Annotated in this window: 18 protein-coding genes and 1 tRNA gene; 10 read left to right on the top strand and 9 right to left on the bottom strand. The window is 62.5% G+C overall.

Annotated features, from left to right (window positions below):
• The 3 genes from NHH73_07730 to NHH73_07720 all read right to left on the bottom strand — a co-directional run bounded on the left by NHH73_07730 (window position 1) and on the right by NHH73_07720 (window position 2,634).
• Window positions 1–930, bottom strand: coding sequence for a branched-chain amino acid ABC transporter permease (locus NHH73_07730; GenBank protein USX28159.1), 930 nt, complete (start codon window positions 928–930; stop codon window positions 1–3).
• A gap of 281 nt (window positions 931–1,211) precedes the next feature.
• Window positions 1,212–2,174 (bottom strand): 4-hydroxy-3-methylbut-2-enyl diphosphate reductase, encoded by a 963-nt coding sequence (ispH, locus tag NHH73_07725; GenBank protein ID USX28158.1) that lies wholly within the window; start codon window positions 2,172–2,174, stop codon window positions 1,212–1,214.
• Between the two features lie 7 nt (window positions 2,175–2,181).
• Entirely contained in the window at window positions 2,182–2,634 is a 453-nt protein-coding gene (locus NHH73_07720; GenBank protein ID USX28157.1) for an FKBP-type peptidyl-prolyl cis-trans isomerase, read from the bottom strand.
• 89 nt (window positions 2,635–2,723) lie between these two features.
• Here NHH73_07720 and radC point away from each other — a divergent pair, with 89 nt between their 5' ends.
• The 3 genes from radC to rpmG all read left to right on the top strand — a co-directional run bounded on the left by radC (window position 2,724) and on the right by rpmG (window position 3,997).
• Window positions 2,724–3,398, top strand: coding sequence for a DNA repair protein RadC (gene radC / locus NHH73_07715; protein USX28156.1), 675 nt, complete (start codon window positions 2,724–2,726; stop codon window positions 3,396–3,398).
• 182 nt (window positions 3,399–3,580) lie between these two features.
• Window positions 3,581–3,817, top strand: a complete 237-nt coding sequence (gene rpmB, locus NHH73_07710; protein USX28155.1) for a 50S ribosomal protein L28 — start codon at window positions 3,581–3,583, stop codon at window positions 3,815–3,817.
• A 12-nt stretch (window positions 3,818–3,829) separates the two neighbouring features.
• Entirely contained in the window at window positions 3,830–3,997 is a 168-nt protein-coding gene (rpmG, locus tag NHH73_07705) for a 50S ribosomal protein L33 (GenBank protein ID USX28154.1), read from the top strand.
• A 253-nt stretch (window positions 3,998–4,250) separates the two neighbouring features.
• Here the strand turns inward: rpmG and NHH73_07700 are convergent, their stop codons facing one another.
• The 5 genes from NHH73_07700 to NHH73_07680 form a co-directional block, all read right to left on the bottom strand.
• A complete protein-coding gene (locus NHH73_07700; protein ID USX28153.1) occupies window positions 4,251–5,453 on the bottom strand; it encodes a fatty acid desaturase in 1,203 nt (400 codons plus the stop codon).
• A 112-nt stretch (window positions 5,454–5,565) separates the two neighbouring features.
• Window positions 5,566–6,945 carry a mechanosensitive ion channel gene (locus NHH73_07695; protein ID USX28152.1) on the bottom strand — a complete coding sequence of 460 codons (1,380 nt, stop codon included), beginning with the start codon at window positions 6,943–6,945 and terminating at the stop codon, window positions 5,566–5,568.
• 124 nt (window positions 6,946–7,069) lie between these two features.
• Complete coding sequence (locus NHH73_07690) at window positions 7,070–8,380, bottom strand: RsmB/NOP family class I SAM-dependent RNA methyltransferase (GenBank protein ID USX28151.1); 1,311 nt, start codon at window positions 8,378–8,380, stop codon at window positions 7,070–7,072.
• A gap of 17 nt (window positions 8,381–8,397) precedes the next feature.
• The gene (purN, locus tag NHH73_07685) at window positions 8,398–9,027 is read right to left on the bottom strand and encodes a phosphoribosylglycinamide formyltransferase (protein USX28150.1); all 630 of its coding nucleotides are present in this window, start codon (window positions 9,025–9,027) and stop codon (window positions 8,398–8,400) included.
• 113 nt (window positions 9,028–9,140) lie between these two features.
• Entirely contained in the window at window positions 9,141–9,527 is a 387-nt protein-coding gene (locus NHH73_07680; GenBank protein ID USX29582.1) for a barstar family protein, read from the bottom strand.
• 470 nt (window positions 9,528–9,997) lie between these two features.
• Between NHH73_07680 and NHH73_07675 the strand changes: the two genes are divergently transcribed.
• The 5 genes from NHH73_07675 to NHH73_07655 all read left to right on the top strand — a co-directional run bounded on the left by NHH73_07675 (window position 9,998) and on the right by NHH73_07655 (window position 14,347).
• A complete protein-coding gene (locus tag NHH73_07675) occupies window positions 9,998–10,513 on the top strand; it encodes a glycine zipper 2TM domain-containing protein (protein USX28149.1) in 516 nt (171 codons plus the stop codon).
• Window positions 10,514–10,645: 132 nt separating this feature from the next.
• Complete coding sequence (locus tag NHH73_07670) at window positions 10,646–11,434, top strand: spermidine synthase (GenBank protein ID USX28148.1); 789 nt, start codon at window positions 10,646–10,648, stop codon at window positions 11,432–11,434.
• 122 nt (window positions 11,435–11,556) lie between these two features.
• Window positions 11,557–13,368: a GspE/PulE family protein gene (locus NHH73_07665; protein ID USX28147.1), complete on the top strand. Its 1,812-nt coding sequence runs from the start codon at window positions 11,557–11,559 to the stop codon at window positions 13,366–13,368.
• A 56-nt stretch (window positions 13,369–13,424) separates the two neighbouring features.
• Window positions 13,425–13,500, top strand: a tRNA-Lys gene (locus tag NHH73_07660).
• Window positions 13,501–13,612: 112 nt separating this feature from the next.
• Window positions 13,613–14,347, top strand: a complete 735-nt coding sequence (locus tag NHH73_07655) for an MGMT family protein (protein USX28146.1) — start codon at window positions 13,613–13,615, stop codon at window positions 14,345–14,347.
• A gap of 20 nt (window positions 14,348–14,367) precedes the next feature.
• Here the strand turns inward: NHH73_07655 and NHH73_07650 are convergent, their stop codons facing one another.
• The gene (locus tag NHH73_07650; GenBank protein ID USX28145.1) at window positions 14,368–15,903 is read right to left on the bottom strand and encodes a tetratricopeptide repeat protein; all 1,536 of its coding nucleotides are present in this window, start codon (window positions 15,901–15,903) and stop codon (window positions 14,368–14,370) included.
• Between the two features lie 87 nt (window positions 15,904–15,990).
• On the opposite strand from NHH73_07650, the gene NHH73_07645 reads away from it, so the two are divergent.
• Window positions 15,991–16,776: an ABC transporter substrate-binding protein gene (locus NHH73_07645; protein USX28144.1), complete on the top strand. Its 786-nt coding sequence runs from the start codon at window positions 15,991–15,993 to the stop codon at window positions 16,774–16,776.
• Window positions 16,777–16,869: 93 nt separating this feature from the next.
• The gene (locus tag NHH73_07640; protein ID USX28143.1) at window positions 16,870–18,978 is read left to right on the top strand and encodes a S9 family peptidase; all 2,109 of its coding nucleotides are present in this window, start codon (window positions 16,870–16,872) and stop codon (window positions 18,976–18,978) included.
• The last annotated feature ends 157 nt before the right edge of the window (window positions 18,979–19,135 follow it).

Below are 19,135 nucleotides of genomic sequence, written 5' to 3'. Positions count from 1 at the left end.
TTACGCGCGGTCGGCGACGCGCTCGCCCATGATGCCGGACGGACGCACCGTCAGCACAAGGATCAGCACGACGAAGGCGAAAATGTCCTGGTAGTGGCTACCGAGGAAGCCGCCGGTCAGGTCGCCGATGTAGCCGGCGCCCAGGCTCTCGATAATACCGAGCACGATACCGCCGATCATCGCGCCGTAGATGTTGCCGATGCCGCCCAGCACCGCCGCCGAGAAAGCCTTCAGGCCCGGCACGAAGCCCATCGCGAACTGGATCGAGGCGTAGTTGGCGCCCCACATCACGCCGGCGACGGCGGCCAGCGCCGCGCCGAGCGCGAACGTGGCGACGATGACCTTGTTCGAGTCGACGCCCATCAGGCCGGCGACCCGTGGATTTTCCGCCGTGGCGCGCATGGCGCGGCCCATCTTGGTTTTTTCCACCAACAGCACCAGGCCGGTCATCGACAGGGCGGCCAGCACCAGCAGCAGGATCTGCGTCTGCGAAATCAGCGCGCCGCCGATCACCACCGGCTCGGACGACAGCAACTGCGGGAACGGCAGCGGGTTGCGGGTCCAGATCATCATGGCAAAGGTTTGCAGCAGGATCGACACGCCGATCGCCGTGATCAGGGGCGCCAGACGCGGCGCGTTGCGCAGGCGGCGATAGGCGACCCGTTCGATGATGACGTTGACGATGATACAAACCGGAATGGCGCCGCCGATGGCGATGGCCAGCTTGACATAGCCGGGCAGGTCCGGCGCGTACTCGTTGAGGTATTTCAGGATGGTCAGGCCGGTCATGGCGCCGACCATCAGCACGTCGCCGTGGGCGAAGTTAATCAGGTTGAGTACGCCGTACACCATGGTGTACCCAAGTGCGACCAGTGCGTACATGCTGCCCAGCACCAGTCCATTTATGATTTGTTGGATAAAAGTATCCATTAAGAGCCTTTACTTTTGTATTGCACAGACGGTCCAAGTAACAAAAACGGCACCCGGGGTGAGGTGTCCCCGTAGTGCCGCGGTTGACTACACGATAATCATGCAAGTTTCATGCCTGAGCGGCATCAAACCCTGCGAACTGGCTGGGTGTCGATTGATCCACTTAAGGGCCGAATCGACAAGTTTTTGCGAGCGAGGCAATGATAGCGAGATTCCCGAAAAACTAACTGCGGAATAACGCCGAAAGTACTGAATTAAGTTTTGCGCGACTATTTGGGGGCTCAGGCTGCGCCGTCGATCACCGCCGCTTTTTGTCCGTCCAGGCCCTTCGGCAGCGGGAACGTCACCGCCTCCTGCACGCCGTCTAGCGGGCGCACGCTGCGCACGCCGCACTCTTTCAGACGGTCGATGACGGCCTGCACCAGCACCTCGGGGGCCGACGCGCCGGCGGTCACGCCCACCCGCAGCTTGCCCTCCAGCCATTCCGGATTGATCTGCGTGGCGTTGTCGACCATGTAGGCGGGCGTGCCCATCTTCTCGGCCACTTCGCGCAGGCGGTTGGAGTTGGAGCTGTTCGGGCTGCCGACCACGATCACCAGCTCCACCTGCGGCGCCATGAACTTCACGGCTTCCTGGCGGTTGGTGGTGGCGTAGCAGATGTCGCCTTTTTTCGGCTCGATGATGGCCGGGAACTTGCGTTTGAGCGCCTCGATGATCTCGGCGGTGTCGTCAACCGACAACGTTGTCTGTGAGACATAGGCCAGGTGCTCCGGCTTCTTCACTTCCAGACGCTCGACGTCGGCGACGGTTTCCACCAGATACATGCCCTCTTCGGTCTGGCCCATCGTGCCCTCGACCTCCGGGTGGCCGTCGTGGCCGATCATGATGATCTCGCAGCCCTGCTTGCGCATCTTGGCCACTTCCACGTGCACCTTGGTCACCAACGGACAAGTCGCGTCGAAGATGCTCAGGCCGCGTGATTCCGCCTCGGCGCGCACCGCCTTCGAGACGCCGTGGGCCGAAAACACCAGCGTGTTGCCGGCCGGGACGTCGTCCAGGTCTTCGATGAAGATCGCGCCCTTGTTGCGCAAGTCTTCCACCACATAGGCGTTGTGGACGATTTCGTGGCGCACATAGATCGGCGCGCCGAACTGCAGCAGCGCGCGTTCGACGATCTCGATTGCGCGGTCGACGCCGGCGCAAAAGCCGCGCGGCTGGGCCAACAGGAGTTCTTTATCGCTCATCAGTGCCTCACAGAACGGAAATTAAATTGACTTCGAACTTCAGCGGCTGGCCGGCCAGCGGATGGTTGAAGTCGAACAGACAGGTGTCATCGCCCAGCTCGCGCAGGATGCCGGCGAAGCGGCCACCGCCAGGCGCGGCGAAATCGACCAGGTCGCCGACTTTGTAGTCGGCGCCGGGCACCGAGTTCTCGTCCAGGGTGGCGCGGGTGACTTCGCGCACCAGTTCCGGGTTGCGCGGGCCGAAGCCGACGCCGGGTTCGAGCTCGAACGTCTTGTGCGTGCCTTCGGGCAGGCCGATCAGCAATTCCTCCAACACCGGCGCCAGCTGGCCCTGGCCCAGCATCAGGGTCGCGGGATTTCCACTGAAGGTAGTGACGATATCAGTACCGTCCAGGGAGGCCAGACGATAATGCAGGGTGAGATAGGCCGATTGGGTGACGACAGGTTGCGCGTTAGACATGACTGGGGTTCGGTGAGCTGGCAAAGGCTATATTGTAAGCCACCTTGCCCCTCGCGCCCGCCGGCTGTGATGATTTGCGGAGGATATCGATGACGATCAATGATTGGCCGGCCGAACGCCGTCCGCGCGAGCGACTGATCCGCGAAGGCGCGAGCGCCCTGTCGGATGCGGAATTGCTGGCGGTGTTCCTGCGCATCGGCGTGCCCGGGCAGGACGCGGTACAACTGGCCCAGCACATGGTGCACCATTTTGGATCACTGCAGCGACTGTTCGGCGCCAGCCTGAAGGAGTTCTCGGCGATCCACGGCCTGGGACCGGCCAAGTTCGCCCAGCTGCAAGCGGTGATGGAGCTGGCGCGCCGGGCCATGCTGGAGGAAGTGCGATGCGGCACCGCACTCGGATCGCCGCGCGCGGTGAAGGAATATCTGCTGCTTCTATTTAGCGGCAAACCCTTCGAATCGTTCCACGTGCTGTTCCTGGATGTCAAAAACCGCCTGATCGACAGCAAGGAATTGTTTCGCGGCACCTTGACCCACACCAGCGTCTATCCGCGCGAGGTGGTGAAGGAGGCGCTGGCGCGCAATGCCGCCAGCGTTATGCTCGCGCACAACCACCCTTCCGGCACGCCGGATCCTAGCGAGTCCGATCTGCTGCTGACGCGGGCGCTGGTGCAGGCGCTAGGGTTGGTGGACATCCGCATTCTCGACCACTTTGTTGTCGCTGGCCATCAGGTGCATTCGTTTGCCGAGCATGGGCAGATGTGAATTTCGCACCGGCGCCACGAGGTTTTCATAGGAGAAGTGCCCAAATGCCCCACGAAGTCACAATTGTTAAATTTATTGAGATTATCAAGACACAATTGTTTTTCACAAGTCATTGAAAAAGCTGAGTTTTTTAGATATACTCTCGTTTTTCCAATTGTGGAATGTCTTTTAAGGAGTGCGTTATGGCACGTGTTTGCCAAGTTACTGGGAAGAAGCCGATGGTCGGCAACAATGTTTCCCACGCAAACAACAAAACCAAACGTCGTTTCCTGCCTAACCTGCAGAACCGTCGTATTTTTGTTGAATCTGAAAACCGCTGGGTTTCCCTGCGTCTGTCCAACGCTGGTCTGCGCGTCATCGACAAGGTCGGCATCGATGCCGTCCTGACCGACATGCGCGCCCGTGGCGAAAAAGTCTAATTAGGAGCTACCATGGCAAAAACTGGCCGCGACAAAATCAAACTGGAATCGACCGCAGGCACGGGTTTCTTCTACACCACCACCAAGAACAAGCGCACCACGCCTGCTAAAATGGAGATCATGAAGTTCGATCCTAAAGCACGCAAGCACGTCATGTTCAAAGAAACCAAGATCAAGTAATCGATCTTCGCTTCCGAAAAAACCGCCCCGCGCAAGCCCGGCGGTTTTTTTACGTCCCTACTCCGGGGGTCAAGTCTGACATTCGGACACGTTCTCAACCGTAAGACACGGCCCGGCGCCATTTTGTGGCTAAATCGTACATCCAATGTTGGGCCCGTGTCCGAATGCCAGACTTGACCCCGAATGTTGAGTCTGGATGTAAAAAAGCCCCGGAGTTTGACGTCCGGGGCTTTGTCGCTTCTGCAGAGCTTGCTTATGCGTAGCTGCGCAGGCGGAACGAAAATTCTTGCAGCGACTTGATGCCCGACGCTTCGGCACGGTTGCACCAGTCTTGCAGCTTGTGCAGCAGCTGGTCGCGCGTGAAGTGCGAACGCTCCCAGATAACGCCCAGTTCCACGCGCATGTTGTGCATGGTTTCGAGCGCTTTGCTGTGCTGGAACAGTTCCACCAGCTGCTGCTGCTGCGGCGCTTCCAGCTTGCCCGGCTCGCGCTGCAACAGCTTGCGCGACGACTTCAGGAAACGCGATTCCAGCTCGGCCTTGGTTTTCAGGTGCTCGACCTCTTCGTGCCAGGCGGCCTTGATCGATTTGGCATATTTCGCCATCACGTCGTAACGGTTGGCGATGACCGACTGCAAGGTGTCGAAGTCGGCTTCCACTTTGCCTTTGGCAAACTTCGGCTCCGGGGCAAGTTTCTTGACCTTGGCCAGACCCATGATTTCCAGCGCGCGGATGTACGCCCAGCCAATGTCGAACTCGTACCATTTCGACGACAGCTTGGCCGACGTCGCGAACGTGTGGTGATTGTTGTGCAATTCCTCGCCGCCGATCAGGATGCCGAACGGGATGATGTTGGTGGCCGCGTCCGAGCAGTCGTAGTTGCGGTAGCCCCAGTAGTGACCGATGCCGTTGATGATGCCGGCGGCGGTCACGGGGATCCACATCATCTGCACGGCCCACACGGAAATACCGATGACACCGAACAGTGCGAAGTTGATGAACAGCAGCGCCACCACACCAGCCCAGCTGTAGCGGGTGTACACGTTGCGCTCCATCCAGTCGGTCGGCGTGCCATGGCCATACTTTTCCATGGTTTCCATGTTCTTCGATTCGGCGCGATACAGTTCGGCGCCTTCCCAGAACACTTTCTTGATGCCACGGGTGACCGGGCTGTGCGGATCTTCCTCGGTGTCGCATTTGGCGTGGTGCTTGCGGTGGATCGCCGCCCATTCCTTGGTAACCTGGCCAGTGGTCAGCCACAGCCAGAAACGGAAGAAGTGGCTTGGAATCGCGTGCAACTCGAGCGCGCGGTGCGCCTGGTGGCGGTGCAGATAGATGGTAACGCTGGCAATGGTGATGTGTGTAACGGCCAGGGTGTAGAAAAACACTTCCCAGGCGCTAAATCGGGTGACCCCGTTAGACAGAAAATCCAGTACCGCATTTAAACTAAAGCTCATTAATACTCCAAAGTGGGCGTGTCACGCATCGCGGTGGCTCCGCAAATATTGCGTTTTCGACAGGCGCAGGAAGTCCATTAGTCGTGCTAACAACCTGTAATTGTACGCTGAATCAAAGGTGATTTGAGGAAGGATTTCCAGCGGTCACAGGGTTTTCCTTTGGCACGGTCGTGCTTTCTTCGCCGGCCAATGCCGGTGGCAATGCGCCCAAGATGCGCATTTCCCTCTGCGGGAACGGTACCGATATGCCGTGCTCCTTTAACGCGCGCCAGATCGCACGGTTGACGTCGGAGGTGACGCCGCCGCGTCCGTTTTCGGGGTCGTCGATCCAGAAACCGACTTGCAAATCGAGACCATCTGCACCGAAATTAAGCAGGGTGGCCGACGGCAGGCGCTCCTTGTTGACGCGCTCGACGCTCAGCGCCGCGTCTTCAAGCAACTTGAGCACCATGTCGACGTCGGTGTCATAGGCCACCGATACCTTGGTGGAAATATTGACCAGGCTGCTGGAAAGCGACGAGTTCTGCACGGCGCCCGACACCAGCATCTCGTTCGGGATGATCGACTCCATGCCGTCGAGCGCCTGCAACACGGTGTAGCGCGTGTTGATCTGCGTAACCTTGCCGCTGTACTTGTCGACCGTGATCATGTCGCCGATGGTCAGGCTGCGGTCGAGCAGGATGATGAAGCCGGACACATAGTTGCTGGCGATCTTCTGCAAGCCCAGACCCAGGCCGACCCCAAGCGCGCCGCCGAACACCGACAGCACCGTCAGGTCGATGCCGACCAGCGACAAGCTCACCAGGACGGCCGCCAGGATCAGCACGGCCCGGACCGTGCGCGACAGCACCACGCGCAGGCTGGTGTGCATGCCTTGCAGGCGCATCAGCCATTCCTCCAGCGCGGTGCCGGCCCACAGCGCCAGCATCAGCATCACCACCACCGACACGATCGCTTGCAGCACGTCCGCGATCGACACCTTGTATTTGCCCATCGGCAAGATCGTGTTGTCCATATAAAGGAACACGTCGTCCCACAGGCCGGTGATGTAGAGCACGAACGCCAGCCACACCAGCAACTGGAAGATTTTCTCGAACGCCAGCATCGTCGGGCTAATCTCGCCGCGGCGGGCAAATACGCGCCGCAGCAGGTAGACGGTGAAGCGGATCACCGCCAGCGAGCCGAAGATCGGTATCGCCACCTTCAGCAGGTTGTTGGGATGCTTGTAAAACTCGAGCAGCGCGATGCGCGACAAAGTCAGCAGGCCGACCACCAGCATCGGCGGCACCACCCGGCCGACGCTCTCCACGCCGAAGCGCATGATGTCGTTGCGGGTTTCATCGCGTCCCGTGTACTTGCGCAACAGCCGCGCCAATGTCCATCCCAGCGCCACCGACACGACGATCGCGGCGATCTGCCATAGCAGCGCCGGATCGCGCAGGTCGCCGGAAAGGTCTTCGATCAGATTGAAAAGCGGCTGTTGTTTAGGCATGTCTATTGCTGAGTGTGGCTGGAGGCCGTAGCGTAGCGTAAACGCGCGGCCCGGTCGTATGGATGTTAAAAAAGACCGGGCAAGGTCGATCTCCCGGTCTTTCACTTATTGCGTACGGCGAAGATTACTCCTCGTCGGCAGCTTCCTCTTCTTCCTTCACAGGCGCCGGTTTTTTCGGCATCGGCTTGCGTTCGAACACGGCGGCGAAGAAGCCGTCGGTCTGGTGTTTGTGTGGCAGCAGTTTGAGGTAATCGCCCATCTCCAGGTCGATCTTTTGCTCGGCGAGCACTTTGCTCATCGGCACCAGCTCGAAGTCGGCATGCGTTTCCAGGAATTGCTTGGCGATGAAGTCGTTCTCGTCTTCCAGGAAGCTGCACGTGGCATACACCAGGCGGCCGCCGCCCTTGAGCAGGCGCGCCGCGCCGTCCAGAATCGCCGCCTGCTTGACCTGCAGTTCGCCGATCGCGCTCGGCTGCTGGCGCCATTTGACGTCCGGATTACGGCGCAGGGTGCCCAGGCCCGAGCACGGCGCGTCGACCAGCACGCGGTCGATCTTGCCGGCAAGACGCTTGATCTTGGCGTCGCGCTCGTGCGCGATCTGCACCGGATGCACGTTCGACAGGCCGCTGCGCGCCAGGCGCGGCTTCAGCTTGGCCAAACGTTTTTCGGACACGTCGAACGCGTACAGGCGGCCGGTGTTGCGCATCGTCGCGCCCAGCGCCAAGGTCTTGCCACCGGCGCCGGCGCAGAAGTCCACCACCATTTCGCCGCGCTTGGCGCCGACGATGGCCGACAGGATCTGGCTGCCCTCGTCCTGCACCTCGATATGGCCGCTTTTAAACAGCGGCAGGTTTTGCAGCGCGGGCTTTTGCAGCACGCGCAGGCCCTGCGGCGAATACGGCGTCGGCGTGCTGCGGATCGGCGCTTCGGCCAGCCCGGCGGCGACTTCCTCGCGCGTGCCCTTCATGGCGTTGACGCGCAGGTCCAGCGGCGCCGGCTGGTTCATGCCGTCGGCCAGCGCCAGCGTTTCCTCTTCGCCCATCTGCTCGACCAGCTTGTCGAACAGCCACTTCGGCATGTTCGAGCGGCTCGACTTGTGCATCACCTTGCGGTCGATCAGCAGGATGCGCTCGACCCACGCGATCTCGTCTTCGGTCAAGCCGCCCATCGAATCGAGGCCCACGGCGTCGGCCATGCCCAGCAAGGTCAGGCGGCGCATCGTCGCGCCACCGCCCGCTTCGGAGAAATCGGTATAGAACGATTTGTTGCGCAGCACGTTGTAGATGCACTCGGCGATGCCGCCGCGTTCGCGGCCGCCCAGGCGCGGGTGGTCTTTAAAATAGCGCGACAACGTGGTGTCGGCGGGCGCGGCAAAGCGCAAAATCTCGCGCAACACTTCTTCGGCGTTGGCGAGTATCGCTGGTGGCAATCTCATGGAATTCCTTGGTTAAATTATTTTGTGGTGGTCACATGCTCGTCCACATGGACCTGCACCGTTTCCTGCGCTATCGTCAACCCGCCCTCGACAAACCAGCGCACTGCGCGCGGGTAAATCACATGCTCCTGTTCCAGCACGCGCGCCGACAAGGTTTCCACCGTGTCGCCGGGCAGCACCGGCACGGCGGCTTGCGCCACCATCGGCCCGTGATCGAGTTCGGCCGTCACGAAATGCACCGTCGCGCCATGCTCGGCCACGCCGGCGGCCAGCGCCTGCGCATGCGTCGCCAGGCCGGGAAACAGCGGCAGCAGCGATGGATGGATGTTGAGCATGCGGCCGGCGTAATGCGCGACAAAAGGCTCCGTCAAAATCCGCATGAAACCGGCCAGCACCACCAGATCGGGCGAAAAGCCGTCGATCACGGTCTGCAAAGCGGCGTCGAACTCGGCGCGGCTGGCGTAGTCTTTGTTGGCAACAACAGCCGTCTTGATTCCGTGTTCAGCAGCAAACGCCAGTCCGGAGGCGTCGGCGCGGTTGCTGATCACGGCGGCAATACGGGCGGGCCAGCGCTCGGCTCGCGCCGCGCGGACTATCGCTTCCATGTTGCTGCCGCGACCCGAAATAAGGATGACGATGTTTTTCATAGGCCGACATTGTACCTTGTCCACACGGGCCGGACCAGAAAATGCCGAGAATTGCTGCGGCGCAGCAGGCATCCGCCCCTTGCGAGAAGCGGGATGCGGAGGGGGATTCCGGCTTACTCGAAGGAGTAAAACACCCGGAACGGAACTTTCTTTTCGGCCCAATAATCGGCAGCGTCGCGGAAGACGTCCAATAAGGTTTCCCGCGCTTCCTTGTCAAATTTCTGGGTATTGGGCAATTGCTCCAGCACCACCAGGAAACCTTCCTGGGTGCCGGCCTTGAACATGGTGTCGGTCAGCGTCTCGCGCAGCCCGTCAAAATTCTTGCCTATACCTTTGGGAAACAGAAACGATTCCGCGATGATGCCCAGCACTTGCTGCTTGGTCGCGCCGGCATTGCAGTGCGCGTACAGGAAGTGGTGGCCCAGGCGGGCCGCTTCCTCCTGCAACTCGACTACGCGGAAGGCGCGGATCGACTGCACGAGGTTGGGCGGCACGGTCATCAGCAGCGTCTCGTTTTCCCCCATTTGACCTGGTATGTACGGTGTGTCCACTTTGCTGTCGTGAGTGCCTAACTTGTTGATTAATGAGTAAATAATTTGAGCACCTGTCCACTTTACACGGCCCGCTGGTCTAAGCTTGCCGTGGCTGATTCAACATCTTTCTCGAATCCCATACGCATATTAGGGTAACGTGTTGTTCCTTCCAGATCAACACGAATGTGATTGCCCACGCAATATTTGTCAGAAACAGAACAATTTTGGACTGTTTTGGCCCGAATCCGCACAATTTCATCGCGGAATGACTATGGCCCCGCTCCCGGCACGCCGGCGGGTAGCCTTGGCCGCTGTTACAATTTGTTGCCACAGATACCGATTGGCCACTGGTTCCGGGGCGCTAACGGGAATACCATAGGAAGCATGCAATATCAGAATCCCTGATAAGACACCCCTGACAGACAACGAGGTATCAAATGAACTTGCAAGCCAAATTGATCGCATCCGTACTTTGCGTGAGCGCACTGCCTTTCGCCCAGGCTGCCGATTTCGAGGATTTCGGCCGGGTCGTGCGCGTCACCCCGCAAGTGGAGCAAATCAACCGTCCGCGCCAGGAATGCCGCACAGAATACGTGCAAGTCCAACAGCCGGCGCCGCAGCGCGGCGTGGGCGGCGCCATCATCGGCGGCCTGATCGGCGGTCTGGCCGGTAACCAGGTCGGCGGCGGCAGCGGCCGCTCGGTGGCCACCGCCGCCGGCGCCATCGCCGGCGCCGTGGTCGGCGACCGCGTCGACAACCAGAACCTGCCCAACAGCGGCGGCGTACAGGAACAGCAAGTCAAGCAGTGTCGCACCGTCGACCATTGGGAATCGCGCACCTCGGGCTACGAGGTCACCTACGACTATCGCGGCCGCAACTACACCAGCGTCATGTCGTACGACCCGGGCGAGCGCGTGCGCCTGCGCGTGGTGGTCGAGCCGATGCAGCGTTGATCGCCCGAATTCCGCGCAATCCCGTTCAATGCCGGTCCATCGACCGGCATTGCCGTTTTTGGCTTGCCTAGAGGTAAGGCATCGCGGGATAATGCGCACTGACCTCCCGCTCCCCTCCCCCAAGCCCGCCCCATGCTGATCAAACGTAAATCCATCGAAAAAGAAGAATCCTCCCGTCCGGCGCGCAAAGCCAGATATGCGCCGGTGACCTTGTCGGAGCAGGATGGCGTGCGCTATCTGCACTTCGGCACGGAGTGGGTGCAGGGCGCGATGCGCATCCGCAAGCCCAACTGGCCGGAGCTCGAGTACGCGCAGCAGATGATGGCGTGGATGCTGTGGCTCAAGGAGCCGGCGGCCATCGCCCAGCTGGGCCTGGGCACGGCCACCTTGACCAAGTGTTGTTACGCGACCTTCCCGTCGGCCTCGGTCACGGCGGTGGAGCTGAACCCGTCGGTGATCGCCATCTGCGCCTCGATGTTCAAGCTGCCGCCGAACGACGCCCGGCTGCGCGTGGTGGAAATGGACGCGCTCGACTACGTCAACGATGAAGCCAACGCCGGCGCGCTCGACGTCTTGCAGGTCGACTTGTACGACGCCACCGCGCGCGGCCCGGTGCTCGACAGCGCCGAGTTCTACCAGTCCTGCAACGCGTGTTTGAAGGACGACGGCATCATGACGGTCAACCTGTTCGGCGACCACCCGAGCTACGCGCGCAACATCAAGGCGATCAAGTTCGCGTTCGAGCAGGTGGTGTGCCTGCCGGAAGTCCATGACGGCAACGTCGTCGCCATCGCGTTCAAGCGCAAACGCGCGATCGATGTCGCGGCGCTGGCCGAGCGCGCCGCGCAAATCGTCGCCGAGACCAAACTTCCGGCGAAGTCATGGGTCAAAGGATTAGCGCAAAGCTTGGCCACAGTGTGAGAATTGTCTAAAACACGTAGGGCGGATTAGCGCAGCGTAATCCGCCAGGCGCCGCCAACATCCTCACCAGTGCAGTCGAAGTTGCATCACCGTTCCGCCCAACTTTGAAAGTGACCGCAACGATGCCTTCCGCCCAGCCAGCAACCAAGCCAGCCCCGCTCGATCTGCAGCAAATCTACTCTTGGCTGCTAACCGACGGCATGATCCGCAAGACCGAGGTCAAGGAACTGTACGCGCAAAGCCAGGCCATCCTCAAGAACACGGTCGGCCCGATGCACCCGCTGTGCGCGGTGGCCCACGCCAAGCTGCTGTCGGCGCAACCGCCGCACAAGATGCTCACCCTCGATGCCTTATGCGAATGGCTGGCCCAGCGCGCCGGCCTGCAATTCATCCGCATCGACCCGCTCAAGATCGACTTCACCAAAGTGGCCGACGTCATGTCGGCCAGCTACGCGGCGCGCTTCAACATCCTGCCGGTCGAGCTCACGCACGACACGCTGGTGGTGGCCACCGCCGATCCCAGCTCGATCGAATGGGAGGCGGAAATCTCCAAGGTGTCGCGCCGCGCGATCCGCCGCGTGATGGCCAACCCGCTCGACATCGCCCAGTACACCGCCCAATTTTTCAGCCTGGCCAAGTCGATCAAGAAAGCCAACAAATCCAACGGCAACGACCTCTCGCTGCGCAACAACTTCGAGCAACTGGTCGAGCTGGGCAAGATCAACAAACAGGTCGACGCCAACGACCAGCACGTCATCAACATCGTCGACTGGCTGTGGCAATACGCGTTCGAGCAACGCGCCTCCGACATCCACCTGGAACCGAAACGCGAGATGGCGGCGATCCGCTTCCGCATCGACGGCGTGCTGCACCAGGTGTACCAGGTGCCGGCGGTGGTGATGATCGCCATGACCGCGCGCATCAAGCTGCTCGGGCGCATGGACGTGATCGAAAAGCGCCGCCCGCAGGACGGCCGCATCAAGACCCGCACCGCCGGCGGCCAGGAGGTGGAGCTGCGCCTGTCGACCCTGCCGACGGCCTTCGGCGAAAAGCTGGTCATGCGCATCTTCGATCCGGACGTGGTGGTCAAGACGCTGCCAGAGCTGGGCTTTCCGCTCGACGACGCCGAGCGCTGGGACGCGCTGACCAAGCGTCCGCACGGCATCATCCTGGTGACCGGGCCGACCGGCTCGGGCAAGACCACCACCTTGTACACCACCTTGAAAGCGCTGGCGACCTCGGAGGTCAACGTCTGCACGGTGGAAGACCCGATCGAGATGGTCGAGGCCGCGTTCAACCAGATGCAGGTGCAACCGGGCATCGACCTGTCGTTCGCCGACGGCGTGCGCGCGCTGATGCGGCAGGATCCGGACATCATCATGGTCGGCGAGATCCGCGATCTGGCCACTGCCGAGATGGCGATCCAGGCCGCGCTGACCGGCCACCTGGTGCTGTCGACCCTGCACACCAACGACGCGCCGTCGGCCGTGATGCGGCTGCTGGAGCTGGGCGTGCCCTACTACCTGCTGGAGGCGACCCTGATCGGCATCATGGCGCAGCGCCTGGTGCGCACCTTGTGCGCCGACTGCAAGGCCGTCGATGGCGAGCTGGGCGACGAGATCTGGCACAGCATCGTCGGCGACTGGGACTTGCCGAAGCCGGCGACGGTCTACCGCCCGGTCGGCTGCCCGGAATGCCGCCAGACCGGCTACCGGGGCCGCACCGGCCTCTACGAGCTGCTGACGGTGACGCAGGCGTTCAGCGAGCAGGTGCGCGAGGAGACCGACATCCACGCGCTGCGGCGCCAGAGCGTGGCCGACGGCATGAAGCCGCTGCGCATCGCCGGCGCGCTGAAAATCCAGGAAGGCGCGACCACCGCCGACGAGGTGCTCAAGGTCACGGCCGCGCTGGGAATGAAGGAAACAATAAAATGATTTCAGAAAACCCTTTGCACTTCGCCGAGGGCTGTATATAATACGGCCTCTTTCGGGGGTCGTTAGCTCAGCTGGTAGAGCAGCGGACTTTTAATCCGTTGGTCGCAGGTTCGAATCCCGCACGGCCTACCACCGAATTCGCAGTATCAGATGAAGCAGCTACGAGCAATCGCAGCTGCTTTTTTTGTTTGGGCGATCCGGCTATCGGGAGCGGGAGCGGGAGCGGCCACGCTATACTGGCCCCATGAGCGCCAAGGCAGAATACCTCTTCATCAAAACCCGCCACGGCAAGCCGATGGCCCCCGCCGGCAGCCTGACGCTGGTCGAAGGACTCGGCATCCAGGACGACATCAACGCCCACCGACTCAGTCCGCGCCACATCCTGGTGACCATCGCGTCCGAACTTGAGGCCTTGTCGCTGCCTGCCGGCGCGCTGCGCGAGAACCTGGTGATCTCCACCGACAGGCCCGGGGACTTCCAGCCCGGCAGCGCGCTCACCAGCGCCAGCGGTGTCGAGATCCGCCTGACGATGCACTGCGAACCCTGCAAGCAACTGCTGCCGCTGGTCGACGATCTGGCCGGCATGATCGGCCGGCGCGGCATCCTCGGCGTGGTCGTCGCCGGCGGTCAACTCCAGCGCGGCGACACGCTCGAACTGCTCCCCGGCCGCTATCCCGCGCTGCCCGAATCGGTCTACCAAAAATTCCTCGACTTCGTGCAGACGATCCCGCGCGGAAGGGTCGTGCGTTACAGCGATGTCGCGCTGGCGATCGGCGCCGACCCTGGTTTTGTCCGCGCCATTCCGGGTTACATCAAACGCAGCCTCGCCACCGGCGTGCCGCTGCATCGCATCGTCACCGCGCGCGGCCACTTGCTCGCCACCATCCCCGACCAGGCGGAGAGGTTGATGGCGGAAGGCGTGCCGTCGGACGGCGCCGTCGAACTCGGCACTTTTCTCTGGCACGGTGAGCGTGTTTAGCGTTTTAGAACACCCGGGGCCTAATTCGGCGCACCCAGCGCTTTCAAATGCCGCGCCGCGTTCTCGTTGCCCGGATTTAATTTCAGGGCACGCTGATAGTTGTCGATCGCCCGCGCCTTATCCTCGTTGGCCTCGTACGCTTCGGCCAGGCTGTCGTAGGCGTTGCCGCTTTCCGGGTGCAGCGCCGTCACCAGCTTGAGGACGGCAAGCGCGCCACGCCGGTCGCCGGCGGCCAGCAATTTGTAGCCCCAGTTGTTCAGGGCCTGCTCTGTGAGCGCGAACTTCGGATCGCGCTTGCGCATCGCAGCGTATACCTCCTCCACATTGCCGAAGCCGGTTTTGGACGACTCGGCCGCCAGCATCTCCAGGGTCGGCGCCGGGCCTTGCGCCAGCTGCGTCACCGCCGTAATCATGTGCGCCGGCACGCCATTCTGCCTGGGGGTATTCGACAGGAACGTCTTGGCCTCCGCCTGCTGGCGCAGATAGGCGTTGAGGAACTGCAGCACATAGCGCGCCATCCAGCCATGCGCCTGGCTCACTTCGGCCGGACTGTACTCGCCGAAGCTCGCCGTGCCGATGAAGCGCAACGCGTCCGACGAGAACGCGAAGTGCTCCATCGGATGCATGGTGACGCTGTACAGGTCGGAGTACTTCAGGTCGTTGAGGAAACTGACGGCCGGCTTGCCACGCTTGGCCAGCTCCTCCAATGAACGCGGCCGCTGCGCCAGGAACAGCATCGGCGCCGCCACCCGCTCCGGCACCACGTACTTGGCCTGCGCGATCATCTCGGGCCAGTAGCGCACCGAGCCGTCGATATTGACCAGCGCCTTGACGCGGCTGTCGCGCGCGGCCACGAACACATTCGCGATGCCGCCCCAGCTGTAACCGGCAACCGCCAGCCTGGCCGTGTCGGCCTGCGGCAGGGTGTGCGCATAGCCGATCAGGAAGGCGATGTCGGCGGCCTGGGTTTCGATGCCTTCCAGATCGCTGTCCATGTCGCGCGCGTGCGCGCCCATGCTGGGGCTGGCGATGACGAGGTAGCCGTGGCTGGCCAGGTACTCGCACAGATCGGCGTTTTCGGTGGCGCTGGCGTTGATGCTCGGCGCATAGATCACCACCGGGAACCTGCCCGGCTCGGGCTTGCCGTCGCGCACCGCCCACATCGGCCGCGCCAGTTCCGCGTTGGCCTGCTCGGCGCCGTTGTCGCTGCGCTGCTGCCTCAGCCAGGCGGCCGCCGCGGCACCGACCTCGGCCTCGCTGCGGCCGAACTGTTCGGCACCGACGTTCAGCCGCACATAGTCGCCGTACGTGACATGCTTGCCGGATTTCTGCGCCGGATACCAGATCACGGTCTGCATCGGCCGCGCTTTTTCGCCGCCCACCGGCTTGCCGGTGACGACATCGAAATTGCCCCGATAAGAGCGCGCGTAGTCGTAATGTTCAACCACGCGCAAGCCTACCCCATGCGGGCCGGGCGGGACGTCGAAGCTGAAGTTGGAAGCAGCCTGGCTCAGGCTCGCGGCGCAGCAAAGGATGACGGTTAGCAGCAGGCGCACTGTTATACTTTCCGGTAGTTAAAAAATTAAGTATATAGGCAATATCGGAATAACAATGAAAAACCACCCACTTCGCCCAGAGACTCCATGCTGCTGAGACGGCTGCAAATGCCGCTGATGGCGTGCTGGCTGCTGCTCGCGGCCGCCCCGGCCATGCATGCGGCGGCCGCCGCACCGGTCGTCGCCTTGCGGGTGGCGGCGCAGGCCGGCACCGACCCCAAGTTCATCGACGCCGGCGATGGCCGCGTGATCGGCGTGTGCATCGATATTTTCCGCACCATCGAGCGCATCGATCCGGGCCTGGTCTTCATCGGCGACCAGCAGTGGCTGCCGCTGGTGCGGGCCCACGCCGAAGTGGCCAACCACCAGCACGACGCGCTGTGCGCGATCCAGCGCACGCCCGAACGCGAAGTGCAATACAACTATATCGACCTGCCGCTGCTGCCGCTGCGCTTCCAGTTGCTCGCCCGCGCCGACGACCCCGTCGTCATCCACAGCTGGGATGACGTGCGCAAACTGGGGGCCGACGGCGTGATCCTGACCAATCGCGGCTTCGGCACCACCGAGGCGCTGGAGCGCATCGGCAATCTGCAATTCAGCGCCAGCGCGGCCGACCCGATGAACAATCTGCAAAAGCTGGTGGCGCGCCGGGGCCGCTTCTTCCTGCACCGGGGGCCGGGGCTGAAAGGTTTCGTGCAGCGCTCCGGCTACGGTGCCAAGGTCAGGATTCTGCCCCAGGTGATGTACCAGACCGAAACCTACATGGCGCTGGGCACGCACGTCGATCCGGCGGTGACGGCGCGCGTGCGGCGCGCCGTCGAACAGATGGAACGAACCGGCGAGCTGGCGCGCCTGCTGAAGAAATGGGATTGACGGATCGCCCGCCAGCGCAGCCGGCAGAAACTTGATTGACAGCAACCGCAGTTTTGGCGACTATCGTCGTTTTGTCTTTTTAACGACCACGCCATGAAACCACCGCGCCTTTCCCTGCTTGCCCTGCTCCTTTCCGCCGCGCTCGGCGGCCACGCCCTGGCGGCCGACGCGCCCGCCAAACGCGCTATCACCCATGAGGACGTTTGGCTGATGAAACGGGTCGGCGCCCCGACCGCCAGCCCGGACGGCAAGTGGGCCGTGTTCGCCGTCACCGACCCCGCCTACGACAGCAAGGAGCAATGGTCGGACCTGTGGATCAAATCGCTGACCGACGACACCCCGGCGCGCCGCCTGACCTTCAGCAAAGGCGGCGAAGGCGCGCTGAACTGGTCGCCGGACAGCCGCCAGCTGGTCTTCGTGGCCAAGCGCGACGGCGACGACGCCGGCCAGATCTACCGCATCGACGTCGCAGGCGGCGGCGAAGCCCAGCGCCTGACCACCCTCACCCTGGGCGCGCGCCAGCCGAAATTCAGTCCGGACGGCAAGCAGCTGCTGTTCGTCAGCGAAACCTTCCCCGGCGCGGCCGGCGAGGACGACATCAAGAAAATCGCCAAGGAACGCAAGGACCGCAAATACAACGTGCGCGCCTACGAGAGCTTCCCGCCGCGCTTCTTCGACAAGTGGCTCGACGACAAGCAGGTGCGCCTGTTCGTGATGGAGGCGGCGGTCGGCGCCAAGCCGCGCGACCTGCTGTCGGGCACCAAACTGGCGGCGCTGCCGGGCTTTGGCGGCGGCCAGGGCGACGAAGGCCAGTCGCTCGACGCCATCTGGTCGCAGGACGGCAAAGAGGTCGTGTTCCCGGCGTCGACCAACCGCGACGAGGCGGCGCGCGCGGCCGGCTACACGCAAATCTTCTCGGTGCCGGCCGCCGGCGGCGAGGCGCAACAGCTGACGCGCGACAAGCACAGCTACCGCGCGCTCAAGTTCAGCAAGGACGGCAAGACCTTGTTCAGCCTGACCGACGCGGAGGAGCCGGGCAAGGTCTACGACGTCAGCCGCATCGCCAGCTTCGCCTGGCCGATCGCCGATCCGGCGCCGAAGATACTCACGGCGTCGCTTGACCGTTCGGTCTCGCGCTTCGTGCTGCCGGATGGCAGCAACCGCGTGGTGTTCAGTTTCGAGCACGCCGGCCTCGAGCAGCTGCATTCGATCAACTACGCGGGCGGCGACTTGCGCGCCGAGCCGTCGCTGCCGACCGGTGCCATCGGTTCGCTCAGCGCCGGCGGCAAGGCCATGGTCGGCGTGTGGGAATCGGCGATCAACCCGCCCGAGGTGTACGCCTTCGGCAACGGCGCGCCCAAGCGCCTGACCTCGTTCAACACCGAGCGCGCGGCGGCCATCGACTGGCAGGCACCGGAACACTTCTGGTTCAAGGCCAGCGACGGACGCATGATCCACAACATGATCGTCAAGCCGGCCGGCTTCGATCCGGCGAAAAAATATCCGCTGTTCGCCGTCATCCACGGCGGCGCGGCCAATATGTGGCGCGACCAGTTCGTGCTGCGCTGGAACTACCACCTGCTGGCGCAGCCCGGCTACGTGGTGCTGCTGACCGACTACAAGGGCTCGACCGGCTACGGCGAGGAATTCGCCCGCGCGATCCAGGGCGATCCGCTCAAGGGTCCGGGCGACGAGGTCAACGAGGCGGTCGACGAGGCGGTGCGCAAGTACAGCTTCGTCGATGGCAGCAAGCTGGCGGCGGGCGGCGCCAGCTACGGCGGCCACCTGGCGAACTGGCTGCAGGCGACCACCACGCGCTACAAGGCGATCGTGTCGCACGCGGGCGAGATGGATTTGGTGATGCAGTGGGGCACCAGCGACAGCATCTTTGGGCGCGAGGTCAACAGCGGCGGACCGGTGTGGGGCAATCTGCCGGTGTGGCGCGAGCAAAGCCCGGTGATGCAGGCGGGGAACCATGAAAAGGGCACGGGATTCAAGACGCCGATTTTGATCTCGGTGGGCGAGCTGGATTATCGCGTGCCGGCCAACAATGCGTTGATGAATTTCGCGACGCAGCAGCGCTTGAATGTGCCGAGCAAGCTGCTGGTGTTCCCGGACGAGAACCACTGGATTTTGAAGGGGGATAACAGCCGCTACTTCTACAGCGAAGTACACGGCTGGCTGGCGAAGTATCTGAAGTGACGGCCGCCGGCTGAGCCGGCATTGGCGGATTACGCTACGCTAATCCGCCCTACGTATTTCCTCTTCAATTCAAATCCCGTGGCCAGGGTCCTCGCCTGACCACGGAGGCACGTAGGGCGGATTAGGCGGCACGCCGTAATCCGCCACGAGCCGCCAA

Source organism: Oxalobacteraceae bacterium OTU3CINTB1 (genome assembly GCA_024123955.1).
Taxonomy (GTDB): domain Bacteria; phylum Pseudomonadota; class Gammaproteobacteria; order Burkholderiales; family Burkholderiaceae_D; genus Rugamonas.
Note: the sequence above shows the minus strand (reverse complement) of the source record. Positions and strands in the feature narration are given on the sequence as shown.

Coding starts and splice junctions, on each gene's coding strand:
- NHH73_07680 (USX29582.1), bottom strand. CDS start 9,527: ATGACCGTGCCGCCCAACCTCGTGCAGTCGATCCGCGCCTTCCGCGTA.
- purN (USX28150.1), bottom strand. CDS start 9,027: ATGAAAAACATCGTCATCCTTATTTCGGGTCGCGGCAGCAACATGGAA.
- NHH73_07655 (USX28146.1), top strand. CDS start 13,613: ATGAGCGCCAAGGCAGAATACCTCTTCATCAAAACCCGCCACGGCAAG.
- rpmG (USX28154.1), top strand. CDS start 3,830: ATGGCAAAAACTGGCCGCGACAAAATCAAACTGGAATCGACCGCAGGC.
- NHH73_07700 (USX28153.1), bottom strand. CDS start 5,453: ATGAGCTTTAGTTTAAATGCGGTACTGGATTTTCTGTCTAACGGGGTC.
- NHH73_07730 (USX28159.1), bottom strand. CDS start 930: ATGGATACTTTTATCCAACAAATCATAAATGGACTGGTGCTGGGCAGC.
- NHH73_07640 (USX28143.1), top strand. CDS start 16,870: ATGAAACCACCGCGCCTTTCCCTGCTTGCCCTGCTCCTTTCCGCCGCG.
- NHH73_07645 (USX28144.1), top strand. CDS start 15,991: ATGCTGCTGAGACGGCTGCAAATGCCGCTGATGGCGTGCTGGCTGCTG.
- NHH73_07695 (USX28152.1), bottom strand. CDS start 6,945: ATGCCTAAACAACAGCCGCTTTTCAATCTGATCGAAGACCTTTCCGGC.
- NHH73_07665 (USX28147.1), top strand. CDS start 11,557: ATGCCTTCCGCCCAGCCAGCAACCAAGCCAGCCCCGCTCGATCTGCAG.
- rpmB (USX28155.1), top strand. CDS start 3,581: ATGGCACGTGTTTGCCAAGTTACTGGGAAGAAGCCGATGGTCGGCAAC.
- NHH73_07670 (USX28148.1), top strand. CDS start 10,646: ATGCTGATCAAACGTAAATCCATCGAAAAAGAAGAATCCTCCCGTCCG.
- radC (USX28156.1), top strand. CDS start 2,724: ATGACGATCAATGATTGGCCGGCCGAACGCCGTCCGCGCGAGCGACTG.
- ispH (USX28158.1), bottom strand. CDS start 2,174: ATGAGCGATAAAGAACTCCTGTTGGCCCAGCCGCGCGGCTTTTGCGCC.
- NHH73_07690 (USX28151.1), bottom strand. CDS start 8,380: ATGAGATTGCCACCAGCGATACTCGCCAACGCCGAAGAAGTGTTGCGC.
- NHH73_07720 (USX28157.1), bottom strand. CDS start 2,634: ATGTCTAACGCGCAACCTGTCGTCACCCAATCGGCCTATCTCACCCTG.
- NHH73_07675 (USX28149.1), top strand. CDS start 9,998: ATGAACTTGCAAGCCAAATTGATCGCATCCGTACTTTGCGTGAGCGCA.